The sequence below is a fragment of the Pseudomonas sp. FFPRI_1 genome, from assembly GCF_055384485.1.
In genome coordinates this window covers 2,894,408-2,913,641 of the sequence record NZ_AP029168.1, presented here as the reverse complement: position 1 = coordinate 2,913,641, position 19,234 = coordinate 2,894,408, and the positions used below count along the sequence as shown (strand labels likewise).

The window sequence follows — 19,234 nt, the reverse complement described above, 5'->3', positions numbered from 1 at the left end:
CTCGCCATCAGGGCCCTGCCCGGCCACTAGAACAGTTCCTGCAGCGTGCGCTGCATGTCCGCGGCGCCGTCGACGGATGCCCCCTCTCCCTCGCCCACCGACGGCAGATTGTCACTCCTGAACACCTCCATCGCCGTGCGGGAAGAATCCGCACTGGCCGCCGAGCCATCCTCCAGGTTGATGCGCCGGGTCACGATGCCGGCCGGCTGCGGCTGGGAATAAGGCGCCGTGCCCTCAAGCGCCGCGGTCATGAACTCCATCCAGATCGGCAGCGCGATGGTCACGCCCCATTCACGTCGACCCAGGCTCTGCGGTTGATCGAAGCCGGCCCAGACGCTGGTGACGTTGTGGCCGTTGTAGCCGGTGAACCAGGAGTCCTTGGCCTCGTTGGTGGTGCCGGTCTTGCCGCCGATGTCCGGGCGATGCATGGCTGCGGCGGCGCGGCCGGTGCCGCGCTGGACCACGCCCTGCAGCAGGCTGGTGAGCAGGTAGGTGGTGCGGCTGTCGACGATCTGTTCCGCCGGTATCTCGGGGGCCGGCTGCTGCGGGGTGGGCGCCGCTGGCGGACGGGCCTGGAACAGGATCGCGCCCTTGCGGTCTTCGATCCGTTCGATGAAGTACGGGCTGATCTTGTAGCCGCCGTTGGCGAAGGTACTCCAGCCGGCCACCACCTCCATGGGCGTGACCGAAGCGGTACCCAGGGCCAGGGACAGGTTGTGGGGCAGGTCCTCGCGGTTGAAGCCGAAGCGCGCGATGTAGTCGATGGTCCGCTCCACTCCCATGGCTTGCAGCAGGCGGATGGAGACCATGTTGCGTGAACGGTTGAGGGCTTCGCGCAGGCGAATCGGCCCGAGGAAGGTGCGGTTCTCATTTTGCGGGCGCCACACCGGGCCGGCGTCGCCGCCGCCCACCACAATGGGCGCATCGTTGACCAGGCTCGCCGGGGTGTAGCCGCTGTCGAGGGCCGCGCAGTAGATGAAGGGCTTGAAGCTCGACCCGGGTTGACGCTTGGCCTGCAGCACGCGGTTGAAGCTGCTTTGCTGAAAATCAAAGCCCCCCACCAGCGCCTGGATCGCCCCGTCTTCCGGCGCAACCGACACCAGCGCGCCCTGGGCCCTGGGCACCTGGCTGAAGCTCAGCAGCGGCTCGTTTTGCCGGTCGACGCGCACCACATCCCCGACCTTGACCACATCGGCCGGCCGCGCCGGCACGCGCCCCAGGGCGCTGTGGCCGAGGTAGGGACGCGCCCATTTCATGCTGCTCCAGGGCACGGAGTGTTGCTGGCCGCTGGCGTCCACCAGGCTGATGCTCTGTTCGAAGACCTGGGTCACCGCCATCGCCTGCAAGCCGCCATAGGCCGGATAACGCTTGAGTTGCTCGGGCCATTGATCGCTGACCTTGCCGGCAAAATGGCCTTCGGGGCCGCGGTAGCCGTGGCGCTTGTCGTAGGTCTTCAAGCCGTTGCGCAACGCCGAGGTGGCCGACGCCTGCAACTGGCTGGGCACCGTGGTCACCACCCGCAAGCCCAGGGTATAGGCCTCATCGCCAAAGCGCCGGAGCATGTCCGCCCTGGCCATTTCGGCGATATAGGGGGCATCGACCTCCGGCTCCGGAGCGTGGTAACTGGCATCGACGCCTTCCGCCAACGCGGCTTGGTAACGCTGCCGATCAATGCTGCCCAGCTCGTACATGCGCCCCAGGATCCAGTCGCGACGCTGCTGGGCCCGGGCCGGGTTATTGATCGGGTTGTAGCGCGATGGCGCCTTGGGCAGCCCGGCAATCATCGCCACCTGGGCCAGGCTCAGCTGCGCTACCGGTTTGCCGTAGTAGATGTTGGCCGCCGCCGCGATGCCGTAGGCGCGCTTGCCCAGGTAGATCTTGTTCACATACAGGTTGAAGATTTCCTCCTTGCTCAGGCTGCGCTCGATCTGCAGGGCCAGGAGGATCTCGGTCAGCTTGCGCGACAGGGTTCGCTCGCGGCTGAGGAAGAAGTTCTTCGCCACTTGCATGGTGATGGTGCTGCCCCCGGAGCGCACGTGGCCGCTCTTGAGCAGTTGCAGCGCAGCCCGCAGCAGGCCGACCGGGTCGACCCCGGCATGCTGATAGAAGTTGCCGTCCTCGGCGGCCATCAAGGCCGAGCGAAAATCCGGCGGAATGTCCGCGCTGGCAAGGGGTATGCGCCGCACTTCACCGAACTCGGCGATCAGCTTGCCATCCCGGGTGAAGACCTGCAGCGGCTCCTGCAGGTGCACGTCCTTGAGAGCCTCGACATCGGGCAGTTGGGGTTGCAGATAAAGGTAGGTGCCGCTGGCGGCGAGCAGCAGCACGCTGATCAGCGCCAGCAGGCTCCAGCCCAGATAGTGAATGACTCGCACCCGTAGTTTCCTCATTGAACGTTTTTGAATTCGAACGCGGCGGGCCCTGAAGCCCTGGCCGGTGTCTTGCGCGCTACAGGCTGCAGCCTCGTGCCTGCCGCGTCAGCCCCACATGGACAACGCCTGCGCGGCTAGCTGGCATTCACCGTCAGCGGGCTGGGGTTGGGCTCCAGGGCCGCCGGTGCCGCGAACTGCGCTTTCAGCTGGCCACGGCTATCCAGCAGCCAGGCATCCATGACCTTGCGCACCACCGGACCGGCGACCCGGGCCCCGGCCTCGCCGTTCTCGATCATCACCGCCACCACGATGGCCGGATGCTCGGCCGGGGCGAAGCCGACAAACAGCGCGTTGTCCCGGTGGCGTTCATGGGTCTTGTTGCGGTTGTAGCGTTCGCCCTGCTTGATCGCCACCACCTGCGCCGTGCCGCTCTTGCCGGCGATGCGGTACTGCGCGCCCCGGGCGGCAGCGCGGCCGACGCCACGGGGGTTGTGCATGACCATTTGCATGCCCTGGATCACCTGATCCCAGGTTCGCGCCTGTTTCAACACGATGTTGGGCATCGGCTTGGGGTCCACCGGCGCCTGGCCGCCCACCGCCAGCGCCAGGTGCGGCCGGTGCCAGACGCCGCGGTTGGCGATCAGGCTGGTGGCCTGGGCCAGCTGCAGGGGCGTGACCTGCATGTAGCCCTGGCCGATGCCCAGGATCAGGGTTTCCCCGGGGTACCACTGCTGCCGGCGAGTGGCGCGCTTCCATTCCGGCGACGGCATCAACCCCGCCGCCTCTTCGAACAGGTCGATGGACACCTTTTGCCCCAGGCCGAACTCGCTGAGGTAGCTGTGCAGCCTTCTGACCCCCAGCTTGTGGGCCAGGTCATAGAAGTAGGTGTCATTGGAGCGCATGATCGCGTCGTACATGTCCACCCAGCCTTCGCCGCCGCGGTTCCAATTGCGGTACTTGTGCTTGTAGTTGGGCAGCTCGAAGTAACCCCGGTCGAACACCTGGCTGGTGGGGGTGATCACGCCGCTGTCCAGGCCGGCCACCACCACCATGGGCTTGATGGTCGAGCCCGGCGGATAGAGCCCGCGCAGCACCCGGTTGAACAGCGGCATGTCCTCCGAGTCGCGCAGGGCGGCGTAACCGGGCGCAGAGATGCCCTTGACGAAGGGGTTGGGGTCGAAGCTCGGCCGGCTGACCATGGCCAGCACCTGGCCGGTGGCCGGGTCCAGGGCCACCACGGCGCCGCGCCGGTCCCCCAGGGCCTCCTCTGCCGCACCTTGCAGCCGCACATCCAGGGTCAGGACGATGTCCTGCCCGGCAATCGGATTGTGCCGGCGCAACACCCGCATCACCCGGCCCTGGGCGTTGGTCTCGACCTCTTCAAAGCCCATCTGGCCATGCAGGGCGTCTTCGTAGAAACGCTCGATCCCGGTCTTGCCGATCAGTTGGCTGCGCAGGTATCGGGCCGGGTCGAGGCGCTTGTATTCCTGCTCATTGATCCGCCCGACATAGCCCACCGAGTGGGCAAAATGCTCGCCCTGGGGGTACTGCCTGAGAAACTGCGCCTGGACCTCGACACCGGGCAGCAGGAACTGATTGACCGCCACCTGCGCGATCTGTTTTTCCGTCAGGTCCAGCATCAGCGTCACGGGCTCGAAGGCTCTTCTTGCGCGGCGCAGTTCTTTCTCGATCCTGCTGCGTTCGGCCTCGGGCAATTGCAGAATCCGCAGCAGATGGCCCATGACGGCACTGACATCCCCGGCGCGTTCGCGGGTCAGGGTCAAGTTGAAACTGGGTACGTTATCGGCCAGAACCACGTGGTTGCGGTCATAGATAAGCCCCCGCTCTGGCGGGATGAGCCTTAAGTGCACGCGGTTCTTCTCCGCCACCGCCACCTGGTAGTCATGTTGCGTCACTTGCAGGAAATAAAGCCTGACCACCAGTGCCCCTGTCAGCAGGATCACCAGCACGGCACTGGCCATTATGCGTTTGGAGACGATGGCATCTTCTGTTTGCTGGTGATTGAAGTTACTGATTTGCGGCATGGGCAACTCTTGCTGCATAGGCTTCAAATATCATCGGGAGCCACATTAGTGAGACGCAGAGCCTGCGACATGATCTTGCTGAACAACGGGGCGGATACCAGCCCGCCAAAAAAGCCGTGGTTCCTGGGGTTGTCCACCACCACCACGATCACCAACCTGGGGTTTGCCGCCGGGGCAAAGCCGGCAAACATGGCGCGGTAGGAGTGGGCCAGATAACCCTTGGCCCCCTGGCTGGTCTTTCTCGCGGTGCCGCTTTTTCCACCCACGTGATAGCCCGGAACCTTGGCCCGATAGATGCCCCGGGGGCCTTCAACCACCTGCACCAGCATGTCTTTCACGGTATTGGCGACGCTGGACGGCATCACCTGGACGCCCTTGGGCGCGGCAGAAACCCGCAGCAGCGAAGCGGGCACCCGGACACCGCCGTTGACCAGGGTGGCGTACGCCCTGGCCAGCTGTACCGCGGTAACGGACACCCCATAGCCGTAGGCCAGGGTTGCGGTTTCGGTGGGCCGCCACTCCCGGCGCAGGGGCAGCACCCCGCTCTGTTCACCGGGGAACCCGATGCCCGTGTCCTGGCCCAGGCCCACCCGCTGCAGCAGGTCATGAATCCGCGGCCCGCCGATATCGAAGGCCACCTGGCTGATGGCGACGTTGCTCGAACGCACCAGGATGCCGGTCAGGTCCAGGGTTTCGCCCGCGGTCCTGGAGGCATCGCGAATGGTGTATTGGCCAATCTGCAAGGTGCCGGTTGCCACATGCACCGTATCCGTCGGCTTCCAGCGCCGGCTTTCCAGCGCGGCGGCCACCGAGAATGGCTTGAGGGTTGAAGCCGGCTCGAATACATCGACCACCGCCCGATTGCGCATCATCGACGGCGTCAGCCGGGAGCGGTTGTTCGGGTTGTAGCTGGGCTGATTGGCCAGGGCCAGGATCTCGCCGGTGCGCACATCCATGATCACCACGCTGCCGGCATCCGCACCGTTGCTGGCAATGCCCTCGCGCAGCTCTCGATCGGCCACGTATTGCAGACGCAGATCCACAGACAGCTCAAGCGTCTGCCCGGGCCTGGCCAGGCGTGCAACCCCCAGGTCCTCGATCAAGTGGCCGCGCCGATCCTTCAGTACCAGCTGCTTGCCATCGCGCCCGCGCAGCACATTCTCATAAGCCAGTTCGAGCCCTTCGCTGCCGCGGTTGTCGATATCGGTAAAGCCGATGATATGCGCCGTGGTTGCGCCCGCCGGATAAAACCTGCGGGACTCTTGCAGCGTGTAGACACCCGTGGCCTTGAGCGCCTGCACCGCCTGCATCATCTGCTCCGCCACCTGGGGAGCAACGCGCCGATGCAGGTAGGCAAACTCTTTCTGCGGGTTGCGCAGAATGATCGAACTCAAGCGGCTCTGTGGCACCTCAAGGGCCTGGGCCAATGCAGCCCAGTGGCCTTGCTGGCCCATCAACTCCCGGGGATTGAGCCAGACCGTGGTCACCGGCGTGCTGACGGACAACGGCTGCCCATGGCGATCGGTGATCAAGCCTCGATAGGCCGGGATAGCCACAGAGCGCAGGCTACGGGCATCGCCCTGCCTGATCAGAAACGCCTTGTCGGCGATCTGCAGTTGAATGATCCGGCCGCACACAATGGCGGCCATCACCCCCACCAGACCAACAGCCAGCCTGAAGCGCCATGGAGAACCCGACGCCGGGCCATGGGTTAAAGCCATAAGAGTAAAACCACTTTCCAGCCACTGACCTTTGATAGCGAAACAATGATGTTTCCCTGCGCTGGCCCTGCCAGCCATGAACTTATTCCGATAACCACGTGGGTGGCCTTATATCCAGCCGCTGCAGGACCTGTGAGTTGAGACTGCCGGTTAACGGAAGTTCGCGGTCCAACTGGAACAGAAAGATGGCCTCGGCGGTTTTCTCCCCCACCACACCATCTATTGTTCCCTGATAATAATTTCGCTCTGCCAAGGCCTGCTGTAACTTGCCCACAACTTCTTCGGCCAAAGGGCAAGCCGTGGCGGTTTCAAACAGGCAGGCAGAAAGTTCAAACGCCCAGGCAAAGAGCACCATGACCGCAAGATATTTAACGTGGCGCGCCATACTTCAACCTCTGGCTTAAACCTTTGATCCCACAGCCAAGGCTTGTGCCGGCGCAGAAAAGACCGAACTGACTGGCACTCGCCAAGTATTGGCAACATCAGCAACGGCCCTGCAATTCGAGCCGCAGTTTGTTTAGGCAGGCCATTTTATGGCTGATACAATATAGATCAATGCGCAATTCAAGCTATCTGATATGAACCCTATTGATATCGAAAACATCGACCTGAACCTGCTCAGGGTTTTTGTCGCCCTGGTCGAAGAAGGCGGTGCCAGCCGGGCGGCGCTGCGGCTGGGGGTTACGCAGCCGGCGGTGAGTGCATCCCTCGCACGCTTGAGGGAGCTCTATGGCGACCCCTTGTTTGAACGCACGGGGCGCGGCCTGCGCCCGACCATGCGCGCAAACCAGCTGTACCCCCTGGTGGAAGAAGCCATCAACCGCTGCAGGCTGGCCCTGGCCATGGCCTCCGACGGCCAGCAAGTGAAGGGCCGCACCCTCACCATCGGCCTGTCCGATGACAGTGAAATAGCCCTGGGGCAGAAGATTCTTTCGATGGTGGAGGAGCGCCTGCCCGGCCTGCGCATCCTCTTCCGGCAAACCCACAGCGGCGTCGTGCAAGACATGCTGATGGGCCAGAAGATCGACATCGCCATCTCCGCCGGAGGCCTGTCCTCGCACCTGATTACCCGCATCAGGCTCGGCCGCGGCAACTACCTGGGCATCGCCGACGCCCAGAACTCCATCCCGCTGACCGCAGAAGACTACGCTCAGCGCCCGCACTTGCTGGTGTCGTCCGCAGGTTATGTCGGCATCGTCGACGAAGGGCTGAACAACGTCGGCCTGACCCGCACGATCAAGGCTTCGACCTCGCACTTCGCCGCCGTTCCCTTCCTGCTGGTGGGCTCGAAACTGATCACCACCGTGCCCACCCATGCCGCACGCGCCATGCAACGGATCAGTTCACTGCAAACCTTCCCCTGCCCCGTGCCCATGCCTTCCTACGAGCTGGAGATCGGCATGCGCGTGGGCAGCAAGCACGACAGCGCGCTGCAGATCGTCAAGTCACTGCTGCTGGATTCGATCAAGGAGGATTTCTTTCTGCAGTGAAGGGCTGGGGTTCACAAGCGCCTCAGAACAGACACTTTGCACTGCGCCCCTCATAACCCGAGGGCCGCATCCTGTACTCCCCAACCCCGTTGCCTGAAGGATCAGCCATGTCCATCACCAACCCAAGGGTCATCGATATCTGGGCAACCCCAAAACGCGAGCCCGACAGCGTAATCCTGATCATTACCGACCACCTCGAATGGGGCGGCAAGGCGGAGCAAGGCAAACACCTGCTCATGCTGCAAGAGAAAATCAACACCTACATCGCCTTCATCGAAAGTGGCGAGATCTACAGTGAAATCCCCGGCGCCTACGGCAAGTACCCGATCATCCGTGTCCTGGGGCTGTATGAACTCCCCGAGCAGGCCGAGTGTTTCATGGGCCGGGTTACAGAGACCCTCAATGAAGTGGGCATTGGCTTCGAGTTTGAGCTCAAGGCCGATGAAAGCATTCGCAGCCTGTAGCGCATGAGCTGGGCGGTTGCCGACCGAGCACAGCGTCAGGGTGCCTCATGCCGGCTTGAGCAGCGTCTGGTTGAGGGCAATCACGTCCACATGTTCCTGAGGTGAGAAGTTCTCGATCAGGTCCTGCAGGTGCACATGCTCCAGCCCGTTCGCCGACATCTCGTGTGCCGCGTTGATCAGGAACACACCCAGCTTCCTGAGCGTGTCCGGCTCGGCGAGAATTGAAATCTCATCCAGCTGGATGCTCTGCTCGCTGCCGACGGCGGTTCCATGAAGGGTAAATTTTTTCAGCGTGCTCAAAGGTTGAATTCCTGCACTGGTCAGTCGCTTCTGCATCGAGACCACAGGCAGGATTTGACCAATACCTGCTCGGGGCCCGAGTGCCTGCCTCTGCTCGAAAGCCACCGCCCAAATCGGCCGGCAAGTTCAGGGCGGAGCTATTCGAGATTGCTCCCTGGCGATTGCTCCTCGCCGCCCATCATCGACTTCTTGAAATCAAGCCACTCATGTATTGATTCAAATCGCGAAAGTCCTGAACGCTCCAGGCGTGCGGCGCAATCTTTACCCCGTTCTCGCGCAGCGTTCTTGGAATCAAGTCCCCGTTAGGGCGCAGTATGACCGATGAGACGATTACCCCTGGATAATCATTCAGCCGTTTCTTGAAAGCGGCTGTTGTCAGGTCCGGGGTAGGAGGATTGCTCTTATGAGCCAGTGGTCCGCTTGCCTTGATATCGGCTCCATGGCACACGGCACACCTCTGTACATAGAGATTCTTGCCATTGGCATTATCCGCGAAGGACAGTGTTGCTTGAGCCAGCGATAACAGCCCCAGCGCAGCGATGAGCAATATTCTTGTTTTCACTTTCCATACATCCTTGTTATATAGAGCCATCATCAAACGCGCCGAATTAGTACAGTTCCCCACTAACTCGATAACACCAGCACCGAGACTGTTCATCAGCAATGAGTTCACTTCGCGAGAGATGGACTTCAGCCCAAACGGAGTTTTATTTTAAATCTTTGCTTCACACAGCTGCCGTCAACTGTTTTTTTAAACTAACACCCACTAATGGAGATCGTTAGAAGCCCGCCATTCTCCTTTGAGACGTTATTGCTTGCAAGTATCTCCTGCGGGACTAATGAATAAACTTGCCTTATAGCAACTGCCAAGCCTGCGCAGGAGACCCGCTGTCTTTATTCGCCCCTCCTGTACTTCGCCATCTAAGCGAGAGACGCCTCAAAGCCCCCCGCTCACAACTTGCGAAGAGCCCCCTCCCCCTGATCGTCCAAGGCCGCCGTCGTGATCTTGATCTGCTGGCCCCGTTAACCACGATGGCGAACGCAGGGATTGAACCGTGGCTAACCCGGCCGGGATGCCAGGTTAGCCGCCACCGACCATGAATGGCCGGTGGCGGCAGCCCAGGGATCAAAGCCGGAGTGAGGGCATGCCCCGCGATGCGAGGCACCAAGTGGAGGGGCAGAAGCCTGTGGTTACGTTGGGCTGGGCGACATTCCAGTGCTTCCAAAGTGACTCGCGGTCAGCGCCAACCCATAGAAGGCCGTTACCGAAGCGCTGGAGATTTACCCCGACCTCCCAGCAAGAGCACCGCCCCAAGCAGCCATGACCGCAGCATCGGCTACGCCCCCAAAGCCAACACTGCGCCCGCTACCGCAACGGCACATAAATATCCGTCAACCACTGCTCCAGCGGCGTCTGCGGATAAACACTCAGATACTCAAAAAACAACGGCTGATCCCGCAACTCCTCGCCACTGCCCGGCAGCCAATCGCGATAGATCGGATAGATGGATTCACCGATATGATCCGGCGACCCCACATGCCGCACCACCGCGCAGCGGCCCCCGGCAATGACCATCTCCCGAACATCCGACTCATTGGCCGCCACGGCTTGATGAATCTCCCCGCAGATGGCAAAGCGAAACTCCTGCGGCGGCGTGGTATCGGGATTGCCAAAGGGCACTCCAAAGCTGCGACTCGACGCCACCGGCGACTGCCCGCTCTGCATGCGCCAGTCGAGGAATCGGCGCACGCTTTCACCGACCAGCCCCGCAGGCCCACAGTGCTCCAGCGCTGCGACCCGGGTTTGGGCAAAGTCCACGATTCGTACTTGCATGATGATGCTCCTGGAAAAATGAGGGATAGCGAACACCGCATTCCAGACCTGCCAGCTCGGCTGCTTCCTGAACACGCTCGGCGTCATGCCGAACCCGCGCCTGAACGCCCTGGAGAATGCCTCGGGACTTTCGAAACCCGCACCCAGTGCGGCCTCCAGCACCGAGTAATCTGCCTGAGAGGCCAGGCGATGCGCCGCATCCCGTAACCGCATCAACTGCACATAACGGGACACAGGCACACCCACGAACGCCGTGAACTGCCGATGGAAATGAAACTCCGAGAAGTTCGCCACACGGCTCAAGGTTCTCACCGACAGATCGCCTTCGAGGTTCCCATCGATATAGGCGAGTACCGCGTTGAAGCGTTTCGCATAGGCGGCGTTGATCGACATGTCAGGCACTGGGCAAAGACTCCGGGAATTACGGTAGGCAAAGGATCGGCTATCCCGGCATGAGCACGCCTAGCCGCTCTTGCTCAAGGTGCCCCCGGGTTGCCCGCGGCAGCCCCTCGGGTGCGCACATCCAGGCGATGAAAAAAATCTTCTCCTGTGCTTTTGCTGCTTTACCTGTCTACAACTTCATAGTTTAGGGTGCTACGCCCTACAACGAGGGAAAGGTCATGTATCGCATTTCCGAGCTGGCGCAAAAGGTCGGTCTAAGCCGTTCTACCCTGCTCTATTACGAAAAGCTGGGGCTGATTGCATCCCGGCGCCAGGCCAATGGCTACCGCGTCTATGCCGAGCATGACCTGCAACAGCTGAAGTTGCTGCAACAGCTTCAGGCCGGCGGGCTGACCTTGAAGGAGTGCCAGGCATGCCTGGACACCTGCATAGACCGCTCATTGCTGCTTCAACGCTTGCAGGCCCTGGACCAGGAGATTGCACACAAGCAGCAAGCCCGGGACCTGCTCGCCGCCATGCTGGGGCAAGCGTCCCTGCGCGGCTGGCATCAAGCCCTGGAGCACCAGGCCCCGGGCGCGCACCTGGCCTGGCTGCTGAAGCAGGGGTTCAACGAAAAGCAGGCATTGCGCCTGAAATGGTTATCCAAAGACATGAATGAGCACGACCATTACATGGCCGATTTCGAGCGCATCGTCGAGGGCCTGGAGCGCCTCGGGCCGGGGTCTGCCGAAGACACGTTGCAGGCCCTGCACAGCCTGCCCGTGCTGCCACAGAGCCTGCTGGACATCGGCTGCGGCCGTGGCCCCAGCAGCTTGCTGCTGGCCAGGCACAGCCAGGGGCAGGTCACCGCCCTGGACAACGACCAATACAGCCTGGCCCAACTGCAGGCCGCCGCCACCGCCGAGGCCTTGGCGCAGCAGGTCCAGCCCCTGTGCGCGAGCATGAGCGAGCTGCCCTTTGCACCGGCTTCGTTCGATGCCATCTGGGCCGAGGGCAGCGCCTACATCATCGGCTTTGCCAACGCCTTGCAAGACTGGAGGCGGTTTATCAGGCCGCAGGGATTCCTGGTGATCAGCGACCTGATCTGGCTGACCCGGCAGCCCGCGCCGCAAGCCTTGGCGTTCTGGCACAGCAACTACCCGGACATGGCCACACTGGAGCGCCGAGTGGCGGACATCCACTCGCAGGGCTATCAGTTGCTGCACAGTTTTCCATTGAGCCGCCAAGCCTGGGACAACTACCTGGTGCCCCTGCGTGCGAAGGTCGTCGCACTGTCCGCTCAAGGCATGGGCTCCAGGGCCCTGGCAGACATCCAGGAGGAGCTGGAGATTCACCAGCGCTTCCTGGGCGACTACGGCTATCAGTTTTTCGTCCTGCAGAAAAACCCCGCCTAGCGCTGCCTTGGCCGGCAACCCATTGCACACCCCCGAACCACGGCGCGACAGCCACCTGACGCGGCTTGGGCCTTCGGCCTGAGAGGCCGCGCGCCATACCGTAAAAAGCCACCGCGCTGTTTCTCACTTGGCGCGGCCTGATCCATCCCCATGAAGGAGTCATCGAGATGAACCTGACCATCCGCAACGAAAGCACCGAAGACATCGAGACCATCACTGAACTGACTGCCGCGGCGTTCGCCCAGCAAGCCCACTCCAGCCACACCGAGCACTTCATCGTCAACGCACTGCGCCGTGCCGGGCAATTGACCCTGTCCCTGGTGGCCGAAGAGCAGGACACCCTGGTTGGGCATGTGGCGATTTCGCCGGTCACCCTGTCGGGCGGGGAAGTCGGCTGGTACGGGCTCGGGCCCATATCCGTACGGCCGGACCGACAAGGCCAGGGCATCGGCTCAAGCCTGATGCGAGCCGCGCTGGCCGATTTGCAGAACCTTGGGGCCCAGGGCTGCGTGGTGCTGGGCGACCCTGGCTACTACCAACGCTTCGGCTTCCAAGCCTATGACGGTTTGCAGTTGCCCGGCGTGCCTCAAGGGTATTTCCAGACGTTGTCCTTCGGCGGTGCCTTGCCTGCAGGCACGGTGCACTACGCGGAATCCTTCGCCGCCAGCCAATAAGGCCTGAGGCGCCCGATTCAAGGGCCGCCCTGCCCCCTGGCCGAGCTGTTCAGCGGGCGGCGACCGGACGCCGGGGGCGGTTCAATCCTGTGCTGCCGGCCGTCTCGCCCGGCGGCGCCTCAGCCGACTTCTGCAACCCTGCAATCAAAGTCTCGATAAAAAACCCCAGGCTCTGCGGCAGCACCCGCTTGGGCATGGTCAGCACCTGGATGTCCCGATCGCCCAGGCGCGGGTTGGACAGCGGCACCGACACCAGCCCATCCATGCCCTGCCCTTCGCCACTGATGGCGCTGGCAAAGGCCACCGTATCCGACTGGCGCACAAACTCATGCAGGGCCCCGGAAAAGTTGCAGGTCATCACCTGATCGAAGCTCAGGCCGTCCAGCTGGCACACCAGGTCCAGCAGTTGCCGCTGGGTGGTGCCCTTGGGCGTCAAGGCCACGGGAAACGCCTGTACCTGCTCCAACGACAGCACCCCTGCGTTGGCCAGCGGATGCCCCGCCCGCATCAGGGCGCGAATCGGCGAGCGGATCGAGTAGCACACATTCACCCCCTCCACCGGTTCGGTGCTGAAGGTCAGCCCGACATCCGCCTCGCCGCGACGAATGCGCTGCACGCACTCGTGGGGCGAGATCACATCCAGGCGGTACTCGGCTCCAGGCCGCAGGCGGTAATGCTCCAGCAGCACCCGCGGCAGGAAATACCGCGACAGGCCCTCGGTGGATACCAGGCGGATCACCTTGGCCCCCGGGTAACCCTCGCCGCGCAGTTCGGCCAGGATGTTCTCCTGCTCCAGCCAGGTACGCCGGGCGTGTTCGGCCAGGGCTTCGCCGGCGGCGGTGAGTTGCATGCCCCGCGGACGCCGCTCGAACAGCGCCACGCCAACGCTCTCTTCCAGCAGGGCGATCTGCCGGCTCACCGCGCTGGGGGCGATATGCAAACGCTCCCCTGCGGCGGCCAGGGAGCCGGCATCGATCACCGCCAGAAAGTACCGATAGTCCATCTGCGTCTCCTTGCAGGCATCCAATTTTTAGAATGACGCCTTCAAAAAACAGCAATATACAGATGCCTTGGCCAACTCCACCATGGGCCCGTTCCCCTTGCCCGACCGGAGTTGCAATGACCAAGCAAGCTGCCCTGACTGGCGTGCGCCAGTACCTGGACGATGGCCACTTTGAACAGGACCTGCGGCGCCGGGTGGCGTTTCGCAGTGACAGCCAGGACCCGGCCCACGCCAGCGAGCTGCCGCGCTATTTGCTGGAAGAAATCCAGCCGCTGCTGCAGCGCCTGGGCTTCGACTGCCAACTGCTGGCCAACCCCGAGGCCGGTGGGCCGTTCCTGATTGCCACGCGCCTGGAAGACCCGGCGCTGCACACGGTGCTCAGCTACGGCCACGGCGACGTGGTGCCGGGTTACGCCGAACAGTGGCGCGCCGGCCTGAATCCCTGGCAACTGACCCTGGAGGGCGAGCGCTGGTACGGCCGTGGCACCGCCGACAACAAGGGCCAGCACAGCATCAACCTGGCGGCCCTGGAGCAGGTGCTCAAGGCCCGCAACGGGCGCCTGGGTTTCAACCTCAAGCTGCTGTTCGAAATGGGCGAGGAAGCCGGCTCCCCGGGGCTGCGCCAACTGTGCCAGGAGCAGCGCGAACTGCTGCGGGCCGATGTGTTCATCGCCTCCGACGGCCCACGGCTGAATCAGGCGCGGCCGACGCTGTTCCTCGGCTCCCGGGGCTCGGCGCAGTTCCGCCTGGAGCTCAACACTCGGGACAAGGGCCTGCACTCAGGCAACTGGGGCGGGGTCATGAGCAACCCCGGCGTGGTGCTGGCCAACGCCCTGGCCAGCCTGGTGGACCGCAACGGCCGCATCCGCTGCCGCGAACTGCTGCCGGCGCACATTCCCGACAATGTGCGCGCCGCCATTGCCGACCTGGAGATTGATCGCGACTCCCTGGGCCGACCCCTGGACGAAGATTGGGGCGAACCGGGGCTGACCCTGGGCGAGCGCCTGTTCGCCTGGAACACCCTGGAGATTCTCGCCTTCAGCACCGGCAACCCGCAGAAACCGGTGAACGCGATCCCACCCCGGGCCGTGGCCTTCTGCCAACTGCGCTTTGTTCTCGGCACCCCCTGGCAGCAGCTGGAAAGCCTGCTGCGGGCGCACCTGGACCGCGAAGGTTTCCACCAGGTCGAGATCATCATGGAGCGCTGCTCTCCGGCCACCCGCCTGGACCCGGACAACCCCTGGGTCCGGTTCGCCAAAACCTCGATTGCAGGCAGCAGTGCGCAGCGCCTGGCGCTGTTGCCGAACCTGGCGGGCACCCTGCCCAACGACATCTTTGCCGAAGTGCTGGGGCTGCCGACCCTGTGGATTCCCCACTCCTACCCCGGCTGCTCGCAGCACGCCCCGGACGAACACCTGCTGCTGCCGGTGATTCGTGAAGGCCTGGAGATCATGACGGCCCTGTTCTGGGACCTGGGGGACCTGCCCCGGTCCTGAGGCCATCGCTTACCCCGCTCGACTCTGGTCGAGCACCTGTCGCTCAAAATCCAACAATAAGCAGGAGCGTCTCGTATGACAGAGTTAGCCGCCACCTCGACCGCGATCCGGGTCGAACCCAAGGCCCTGTGGAAACCCATAGGCGCCGCCCTGATCGGCAACACCCTGGAGTGGTTCGACCTGTCGATCTACGCCTACTTCGCCCTGACCATCAGCCAGGTGTTCTTTCCCACGGCCGACCCGACCTTTTCCCTGCTGCTGGCCTTTGCCACCTTCGGCATCTCGTTCCTGATCCGCCCCCTGGGCGCGGCAGTGCTGGGCTCCTACGCCGACCGCCGGGGCCGCAAGAAGGCCCTGACCCTGTCGATCCTGATCATGCTGGCGGGCACCCTGCTGATCGCCATCATGCCCAGCTACGCCACCCTGGGCATCGCCGCGCCGATCGGCATTCTTGTGGCCCGGCTGCTGCAGGGCTTCTCCGCCGGTGGCGAGTTCGGCACCTCCACCGCCTTCATGCTCGAACACGCGCCGCCGCGCACCCGGCACTTTGTCGCCAGCCTGCAGTTCGCCAGCCAGGGTTTTGGCGTGGTCATCGCCTCGACCTTCGGCTACTTCCTGACCAAGCACCTCGATCCCCAGCAGATGCTCGACTGGGGCTGGCGCGTACCGTTCTTCTTCGGCCTGCTGCTGGGCCCGGTGGGCCTGTACATCCGCCGCACGGTGGACGAGTCGCCGGACTTCAAGGCCAGCGAACCAGGGGAGCGCCCATTGCGCGAAGTGCTGGTGACCCAGAAGACCCTGCTGTTGATCGCCATGGGCACCCTGGTGGTGTCCACCGCCTCGAACTACATGATCCAGTACATGCCGTCCTACGCTGCCACCAGCCTGAACATCGCCCAGTCCTCGGGCTTTCTGGCGACCCTCACCGGCGGCCTGATCCTGACCCTAGTCACGCCCATCGTCGGCTACCTGTCCGGCCATATCGGGCGCCTGAAAATCATGCTGGCAGCCGCGGTGGTCTACGCCGTGGCGATCCTGCCGGCGTTCTTCTGGCTCAACAGCCGCCCCAGCGCCAGCTCCCTGCTGTTGGTGGTGGCGATGATGGCCCTGATCAAGGCGGTGTACTTCGCCCCGTTGCCGTCACTGATGGCGGACATCTTCCCGGTGCGCACCCGGGTCACCGGCATGTCCCTGAGCTACAACCTCGGCGTCACGATCTTCGGTGGTTTTGCCCCGGTGATCGCCACCGGACTGATTGCTCTGAGCGGCTCGCAACTGGCGCCGAGTTTCTACCTGATGCTGGCGGCAGCGTTGAGCGTCGCAGCCCTGTTGATGGCGCGCAAAAAACTCGGAATGACCTGAGAGAGGCCTAGCCAAACGCCGTGTAGGAGCCGGCTTGCCGGCGAACAGACCCTTGGGCCTTGCAGCGTCTGGGCGGACGCCTTCGCTGGCAAGCCAGCTCCTACAGCAGGCAGATAGTCCGTGCAGATCCCTGTAGGAGCCGGCTTGCCGGCGAACAGGCCCTTGGGCCTTGCAGCGTCTGGGCGGGCGCCTTCGCTGGCAAGCCAGCTCCTACAGCAGTCAGATAGTCCGTGCAGTTCCCTGTAGGAGCCGGCTTGCCGGCGAACAGGCCCTTGGGCCTTGCAGTGTCTGGGTGGGCGCCTTCGCTGGCAAGCCAGCTCCTACAGCAGGCAGATAGTCCGTGCCGTTCCCCGTAGGAGCCGGCTTGCCGGCGAACAGGCCCTTGAGCCTTGCAGTGTCTGGGCGGACGCCTTCGCTGGCAAGCCAGCTCCTACAGCAGGCAGATAGTCCGTGCAGATCCTTGTAGGAGCCGGCTTGCCGGCGAAGAGGTCCTTGAGTCTTGCAGCGTCTGGGCGAACAGGCCCTTGGGACTTGCAGCGTCTGGGTGGGTGCCTTCGCTGGCAAGCCAGCTCCTACAGCAGGCAGATAGAGCGTGCAGTTTCCTGTAGGAGCCGGCTTGCCGGCGAAGAGGCCCTTGAGCCTTGCATCGCCCGTGCGGGCGCCTTCGCTGGCAAGCCAGCTCCTACTGGACCGGCAAGAAATTCATCAGCAACAAGCTCTGCGCATAATTGAGCCCCACCCGACGGTAGCGCTCGTCGAGCATCTGCGTCAGTAGATCCAGGCGCGCGACGATCTTGCCGAACTCCACGGCAAAACTCAGGTTGCTGCCCTCTTCGGAAATCTCGTTGGAGAACAGCAACAGTACGCCGTTGGCATCCTGGCGTTGGCTCAGCAGCCAGGTGGCCTTTTCGATGTTGCGCGCGGCGTTGCTGACAAATTGCGGGTCGATGCTGTCGGTCATGTAGAACTCGGTCCGCCCGCCATGGGCCGTCACCAGCATGCTGCCAATGGCATAGATGAAGGCTCCGACCCGATCGCCCTGGAACTCCGGGCTCAGGGAATAACTCAAGGCCGCCAGGTCGCGGCGATCCCCCAGGGCCGGTAGCGGCTGGCGCTGTTCAATGGCATTGCGGATCTGCCGCTGGGCCGTGGTGCCATCGGGATAGCCCGACTTGCGCCACTGGCTGGGGTTGCGCAGGTAGAGCTTGCCCATCAGCAGGTACAGGCTCTGCAGGTTGTCGCGCATGCCGATGGTGGCCATGCGGTCGACGCTGGTCTGGAAGAATTCGTCAGGCTTGCCTTCACGAAACTGTTTGGCGATGTCGCGCCCTTGCTGCTGGGTGCAGGCGCTGGCGCTGAGTATCAGCAGCCCGGCCAGCAGCAGGCGCTGAAAGCGGGTTTGCATCATGCAAGAAGAGGGAGCGTAGGCCATCGGCACCGGGTCAGGATTCACGGGCTGCGGCGGGGATCGGCGCGGCCAGGCCTGGTGATAGAACGCAAAACTGTAAAAAAGTGCGATGACCGCTGGCGGCCATCGCCAAATCGCTCGTTTACGAGCGTCGCAACTGACCGGGGGAAACAATGATCTTGACGTTGTGCTCCTTGTTGTTGACCAGCTCTTCGAAGCCCTGGCCAACGATCTCTTCCAGCTGAATCCGCCCGGTCACCAGGGGTGAGATATCCAGGCGGCCATCGGCGATAAAGGCGATCACATCGGCGAACTCACCGTTGTAGGCCAGGGCCCCCAGCACCTGTTTCTCGGTGGCCACCAGCTCGAAGAAGTTGAACTCGCTGGGCTCTTCGAAGATTCCCACCAGCACGCACTTGCCGGCCTTGCGGATCAGGTCGATGGCCAGCTTGGCGGTGTGCTTGTTGCCGATGCATTCAAAGCTGACATCGGCCCCCAACCCGCCGGTCAGGCGCTTGACCTCGGCCAGGGCGTCGCATTCCTTGGGGTCGAGCACGTGGGTCGCGCCGACTTCCAGGGCCTTGGCCTTGCGTGCACCGGACATTTCCAGGGCGATCACCTGGGCCGCACCGGCGGCCTTGGCGCACATGATGGTGCACAGGCCGATGGTGCCGGCACCGACCACCACCACGTTCTGCCCCAGCAGGCTGCCGGCCTTTTTCACCGCGTGCATGCCCACCGCCAGCGGCTCGATCAGCGCTCCGGCCTCGACGGGAAAGTTGGCCGGCAAGGCGTACAGCAGGTTGGCCGGGACGTTGACCAATTCGGCGAAGGCGCCGTTGTTCATCAGCCCGGTAAAGGCCAGGTTTTCACAGATGTTGTACAGGCCGTGGGTGCAGTAGTAGCAGGTGCCGCAGTGCTGGCAGGCGTCGGCGGCCACTGGCTGGCCGACGCTGAAACCCTGGACCCCTTCGCCCAGGGCGACTATCTCGCCGCAGAACTCGTGGCCGAGGATGCACTGGCCCTTGATCCCGGTCAGCGGGTGCGGTGCGTCCACCGGAATGAACACCGGCCCGGCCATGTATTCGTGCAGGTCAGAGCCGCAGATGCCGCACCAGTCGACGCGGATCTGCACCCAGCCGGCAGGCGGCGCGTCGGGCAGTGGCACGTCTTCGACGCGGATATCATGGCGGCCGTGCCAGACCGCGGCACGCATGCTGGGAACCGGCTTGAGGGAAACACTCATCTTGGCTTCTCCTTATTGTTATC

16 protein-coding genes are annotated in these 19,234 nt (G+C 63.3%); 6 read left to right on the top strand and 10 right to left on the bottom strand.

The window, feature by feature from the left end:
* Window positions 1–26: 26 nt before the first annotated feature.
* The 4 genes from ACZ5BO_RS12960 to ACZ5BO_RS12945 all read right to left on the bottom strand — a co-directional run bounded on the left by ACZ5BO_RS12960 (window position 27) and on the right by ACZ5BO_RS12945 (window position 6,523).
* Window positions 27–2,390: a penicillin-binding protein 1A gene (locus tag ACZ5BO_RS12960; RefSeq protein ID WP_464700218.1), complete on the bottom strand. Its 2,364-nt coding sequence runs from the start codon at window positions 2,388–2,390 to the stop codon at window positions 27–29.
* 116 nt (window positions 2,391–2,506) lie between these two features.
* Window positions 2,507–4,417 carry a penicillin-binding protein 2 gene (mrdA, locus tag ACZ5BO_RS12955; RefSeq protein ID WP_025130090.1) on the bottom strand — a complete coding sequence of 637 codons (1,911 nt, stop codon included), beginning with the start codon at window positions 4,415–4,417 and terminating at the stop codon, window positions 2,507–2,509.
* 23 nt (window positions 4,418–4,440) lie between these two features.
* On the bottom strand, window positions 4,441–6,066 hold the full coding sequence (locus tag ACZ5BO_RS12950; protein WP_464700216.1) for a peptidoglycan D,D-transpeptidase FtsI family protein: 1,626 nt from the start codon (window positions 6,064–6,066) through the stop codon (window positions 4,441–4,443).
* Between the two features lie 154 nt (window positions 6,067–6,220).
* Window positions 6,221–6,523 carry a peptidoglycan-binding domain-containing protein gene (locus ACZ5BO_RS12945; protein ID WP_464700214.1) on the bottom strand — a complete coding sequence of 101 codons (303 nt, stop codon included), beginning with the start codon at window positions 6,521–6,523 and terminating at the stop codon, window positions 6,221–6,223.
* A 193-nt stretch (window positions 6,524–6,716) separates the two neighbouring features.
* Between ACZ5BO_RS12945 and ACZ5BO_RS12940 the strand changes: the two genes are divergently transcribed.
* Both ACZ5BO_RS12940 and ACZ5BO_RS12935 read left to right on the top strand, forming a co-directional pair.
* Entirely contained in the window at window positions 6,717–7,628 is a 912-nt protein-coding gene (locus ACZ5BO_RS12940) for a LysR family transcriptional regulator (protein WP_464700212.1), read from the top strand.
* A 107-nt stretch (window positions 7,629–7,735) separates the two neighbouring features.
* Entirely contained in the window at window positions 7,736–8,092 is a 357-nt protein-coding gene (locus tag ACZ5BO_RS12935) for a DUF6572 domain-containing protein (protein ID WP_464700210.1), read from the top strand.
* A gap of 45 nt (window positions 8,093–8,137) precedes the next feature.
* On the opposite strand, the gene ACZ5BO_RS12930 is transcribed toward ACZ5BO_RS12935, so the two are convergent.
* The 3 genes from ACZ5BO_RS12930 to ACZ5BO_RS12920 all read right to left on the bottom strand — a co-directional run bounded on the left by ACZ5BO_RS12930 (window position 8,138) and on the right by ACZ5BO_RS12920 (window position 10,619).
* Window positions 8,138–8,392 carry an Imm32 family immunity protein gene (locus ACZ5BO_RS12930; RefSeq protein ID WP_464700208.1) on the bottom strand — a complete coding sequence of 85 codons (255 nt, stop codon included), beginning with the start codon at window positions 8,390–8,392 and terminating at the stop codon, window positions 8,138–8,140.
* A 178-nt stretch (window positions 8,393–8,570) separates the two neighbouring features.
* Window positions 8,571–8,984, bottom strand: a complete 414-nt coding sequence (locus ACZ5BO_RS12925) for a c-type cytochrome (RefSeq protein WP_464701250.1) — start codon at window positions 8,982–8,984, stop codon at window positions 8,571–8,573.
* 774 nt (window positions 8,985–9,758) lie between these two features.
* Window positions 9,759–10,619 (bottom strand): AraC family transcriptional regulator, encoded by an 861-nt coding sequence (locus tag ACZ5BO_RS12920; RefSeq protein WP_464700206.1) that lies wholly within the window; start codon window positions 10,617–10,619, stop codon window positions 9,759–9,761.
* A 227-nt stretch (window positions 10,620–10,846) separates the two neighbouring features.
* Here ACZ5BO_RS12920 and ACZ5BO_RS12915 point away from each other — a divergent pair, with 227 nt between their 5' ends.
* Together ACZ5BO_RS12915 and ACZ5BO_RS12910 are read left to right on the top strand one after the other, a co-directional pair.
* Window positions 10,847–12,022 (top strand): MerR family transcriptional regulator, encoded by a 1,176-nt coding sequence (locus ACZ5BO_RS12915; protein ID WP_464700204.1) that lies wholly within the window; start codon window positions 10,847–10,849, stop codon window positions 12,020–12,022.
* A gap of 167 nt (window positions 12,023–12,189) precedes the next feature.
* Window positions 12,190–12,696: a GNAT family N-acetyltransferase gene (locus ACZ5BO_RS12910; protein WP_464700202.1), complete on the top strand. Its 507-nt coding sequence runs from the start codon at window positions 12,190–12,192 to the stop codon at window positions 12,694–12,696.
* Between the two features lie 49 nt (window positions 12,697–12,745).
* Here ACZ5BO_RS12910 and ACZ5BO_RS12905 read toward each other — a convergent pair whose 3' ends face one another.
* A complete protein-coding gene (locus ACZ5BO_RS12905) occupies window positions 12,746–13,699 on the bottom strand; it encodes a LysR family transcriptional regulator (RefSeq protein ID WP_025130098.1) in 954 nt (317 codons plus the stop codon).
* Window positions 13,700–13,815: 116 nt separating this feature from the next.
* On the opposite strand from ACZ5BO_RS12905, the gene ACZ5BO_RS12900 reads away from it, so the two are divergent.
* Both ACZ5BO_RS12900 and ACZ5BO_RS12895 read left to right on the top strand, forming a co-directional pair.
* Window positions 13,816–15,195: a M20 family metallopeptidase gene (locus tag ACZ5BO_RS12900; protein WP_464700200.1), complete on the top strand. Its 1,380-nt coding sequence runs from the start codon at window positions 13,816–13,818 to the stop codon at window positions 15,193–15,195.
* A 75-nt stretch (window positions 15,196–15,270) separates the two neighbouring features.
* Window positions 15,271–16,557, top strand: coding sequence for an MFS transporter (locus ACZ5BO_RS12895; protein ID WP_025130100.1), 1,287 nt, complete (start codon window positions 15,271–15,273; stop codon window positions 16,555–16,557).
* Between the two features lie 682 nt (window positions 16,558–17,239).
* On the opposite strand, the gene ACZ5BO_RS12890 is transcribed toward ACZ5BO_RS12895, so the two are convergent.
* Window positions 17,240–17,965 carry a hypothetical protein gene (locus tag ACZ5BO_RS12890; protein WP_464701248.1) on the bottom strand — a complete coding sequence of 242 codons (726 nt, stop codon included), beginning with the start codon at window positions 17,963–17,965 and terminating at the stop codon, window positions 17,240–17,242.
* A 142-nt stretch (window positions 17,966–18,107) separates the two neighbouring features.
* Complete coding sequence (locus tag ACZ5BO_RS12885) at window positions 18,108–19,181, bottom strand: 2,3-butanediol dehydrogenase (RefSeq protein ID WP_464701246.1); 1,074 nt, start codon at window positions 19,179–19,181, stop codon at window positions 18,108–18,110.
* Between the last annotated feature and the right edge of the window lie 53 nt (window positions 19,182–19,234).